Here is a 2,952-nt window from a genome sequence, read left to right on the forward strand (position 1 = left end):
AATGGTACAGCCTGCAATTCCAGCGCCAACAACGATTACTGTCCTCTTTGTCATTTTCAATCTACTCCAAGTTCATTTGCAACAGGGCTGTTTCTAACCCCCAAACCAATAATACCGTTTCTCATTTTTAAATGATCAAAGCGGATTTTTTTGAAACTCGGCTCTGCGCACGTATTTCAATACGGTTACCCAGCCTCATACTCTGGTATAACCTAGGTGATCAGCTGCTTTAGTTTTAAAAATAAATCTCCAATGATTTGATGCTCAACTGTCATCAGCTGAGAAGCATTATGGGAATACTTATCCATTAATAATGGTGCGTTTAGTAACTCGATGACTTGCGCCGCCAATTCTTTATGGTTGTTCACAGTCACGATGGCCTCAGACTCCTGAAAAGTCGACACGATCTCTTCAAAATTATGAAAATAACGACCAGTGATTATACAGCATTCTAACATCGCAGGCTCCAGTATGTTATGCCCTCCTACCTTCACAAGTGAGCCCCCTACAAATACTAATTTACATAATCTGTAAAATGTACCAAGCTCACCAATGGTATCAACGATGTATACATCACCCGCTTTTTCAAAATTTGAATCTGCAGACTTGAGCGTATAGGTCAACCTCTCAGCTCTTATGAGGTCTGACACCGCCTTTGCCCTGTGAGGGTGACGTAACACAATAATAAATGCCACGTCAGGCACTTGCTTTCTAATGATGCTAAAAGCTCTAAGCAATTTCGATTCTTCACCATAGTGTGTGCTGGCACATAGCAACACGTTTCTGTTTTGAAATAATTCTTGCAGCCGTCTCAATAACTTCTCGTCATACGGTAAAGGCTTGGCAAAGAATTTCAAGTTGATTGGCTTTTCTAGTGGCCTTACAGTAAACTTTTTAATTCTTTGCGCACTTCTGTTAGACGCAGGAGCAATCAGAGAGAACAACCCAAATACCTCTTTCGCAGTGCTTGATATCAAGCTCCATTTATTGTAAGAGGAATTTGATATAGTGGCATTGATCAAAGCAACATTACAACGCTTTGAAGCTTCAAAAATCAGATTAGGCCAAATCTCTGATTCAGCAAATATTGCACATGAAGGCTTCCAGTGCTCCAAAAACCTACGTACAATCGAAGGTGAGTCTAAAGGAACAAATTGGTGAATCACCCTCGTAAGGTTCAGTTGTACAAAAAGCTGTGAGGCCGTCAATGTCATAGTCGTTACCAATATTGTAGAACTCCTAAGCTCCTCATCGTTGATGCATAGGTCTACAATAGGTAAAATAGCCCTCAGCTCACCAACACTTGCTACATGAAACCATATCAACTTACCATCCGGTCTCTTGAGAGAGGTTTGAGCAAATCTTTCAATATAACGTGTTGCGTGTTCTTTACCTTTAGCTTTTCTGTAAAACACTAGAATTTTCAGCAATGGTAGAGATATGAAAGATAAAAATCGGTATATCCAAAGAAACATTCTAATAATCAATTTGAAGATGTACAGCTTTGTCTAATCTGACCATTTGTTCCAACATCACCTCGCCCAATTTTAAGTTATCTAGCTCACTATTCCCTTCAAATAGTATCGGTGGTCCTATCTCCAATACTATCTTGGAAAATGGTAGCGGTATGACAAATCTGTCCCATGTGGACAACACTACAGCAGGTTTTGCAGAGTAGCTCGCAGAAATCACAGGGACATTCTGCCTGCTAGCGATCTTTGCAACGCTCCCGTTCACCTTGTATCTTGGACCAAGAGGCCCATCCGGCGTAATCGCCACGTTCTTGCCAGATTCTATCTCTCTCATGATCTGCTTGATCGCAGCAAACCAATTTTTCCTAGACGAACCTCTTATAACATCGTGGTCGTATCCATCTACCAAAGAGGCTATGATATCGCCGTCAAAATGACTCGAGGTCAAAACCGCAAATCTCCCATATTGACGCATCAACTTCAAAAACGGCAAAATTCTGCTGTGCCAAAGCGTCATTATACATACCCCTTGCTTTAATATGACCTTAGATTTTGGATCGATGTGAATAGTGTATCTGCAAGTATAAAAAAGAATCCAGCAATAAATTCTTACGATCGATACAACAAATCTACCAAATATCAACCGCTTTAAATCTTTTAGCCGCATCAGTACAAATAGCAATTCTTATACACAGATGGCCATAGTAAAGAATGCATATCTATTAATCAAGTGCTATCTGGTTCGAAAACAGGCCTCTTTTACAGCATCTATAATATCCTGCACCTGTGGAATGGAGGCAGTTTCAAGATTAGCTGCATAAGGTAGTGGTACGTCTTTGGCAGTCACTCTTTTGATAGGGGCATCTAGATAGTCAAATGCCTGTTCCTGTACAATAGCAGCAATCTCAGCACCTATGCCAGAAAAACTCCAACCTTCTTCTACAGTGACAAGCCTTTTCGTTTTTTTGACAGACTTAATTATTGTCTCCGCGTCAAGTGGCTGTAAAACCCGTAGATCCATCACTTCCGCTTTAATACCAATCTCCGCAAGCTTAATAGCAGCCTCCAAAGCCTTTTTAACTTGCAGCGAAAAAGCAGTGATCGTTACATCCGTACCATGCCTCAGCACCACTGACTTACCAATCGAAGGTACAAGATCAGCGTCTACCCCCTCTGGTATTTCATGAGATTCGCCGTATAAAATCTCATTTTCCAAAAAAATCACAGGATTTGTTTCTCTAATCGCAGCTTTTAAAAGCATCTTATGATCATGGGCCGTGTAAGGTGCAATCACTATAAGCCCTGGTATGTGGGAATACCAACTTGCATAACACTGAGAGTGCTGAGCTCCAACCCTTGCAGCAGCTCCATTAGGCCCCCTAAATACTATCGGGCATGAAACCTGGCCACCTGACATATAGTATGTTTTAGCAGATGAGTTGACGATCTGATCAATCGCCTGCATTGCAAAATTGAATGT

Annotated in this window: 3 protein-coding genes; all 3 read right to left on the minus strand. The window is 41.1% G+C overall.

Annotation, left to right across the window (positions count from 1 at the left end; all coding sequences use genetic code 11):
- Positions 1-212 precede the first annotated feature (212 nt).
- Entirely contained in the window at positions 213-1,415 is a 1,203-nt protein-coding gene (locus EDM53_RS03635; protein WP_165379621.1) for a 3-deoxy-D-manno-octulosonic acid transferase, read from the minus strand.
- 61 nt (positions 1,416-1,476) lie between these two features.
- Positions 1,477-1,989: a lysophospholipid acyltransferase family protein gene (locus EDM53_RS03640; RefSeq protein ID WP_165379622.1), complete on the minus strand. Its 513-nt coding sequence runs from the start codon at positions 1,987-1,989 to the stop codon at positions 1,477-1,479.
- A gap of 216 nt (positions 1,990-2,205) precedes the next feature.
- Positions 2,206-2,952, minus strand: a 747-nt coding sequence (locus tag EDM53_RS03645) for a pyruvate dehydrogenase complex E1 component subunit beta (protein ID WP_130122322.1), incomplete at its 5' end; no start/stop codon positions are given.

The organism is Rickettsiales endosymbiont of Peranema trichophorum, from assembly GCF_004210275.1.
In the GTDB taxonomy this organism is placed as follows: Bacteria; Pseudomonadota; Alphaproteobacteria; order Rickettsiales; family Midichloriaceae; genus RICK02.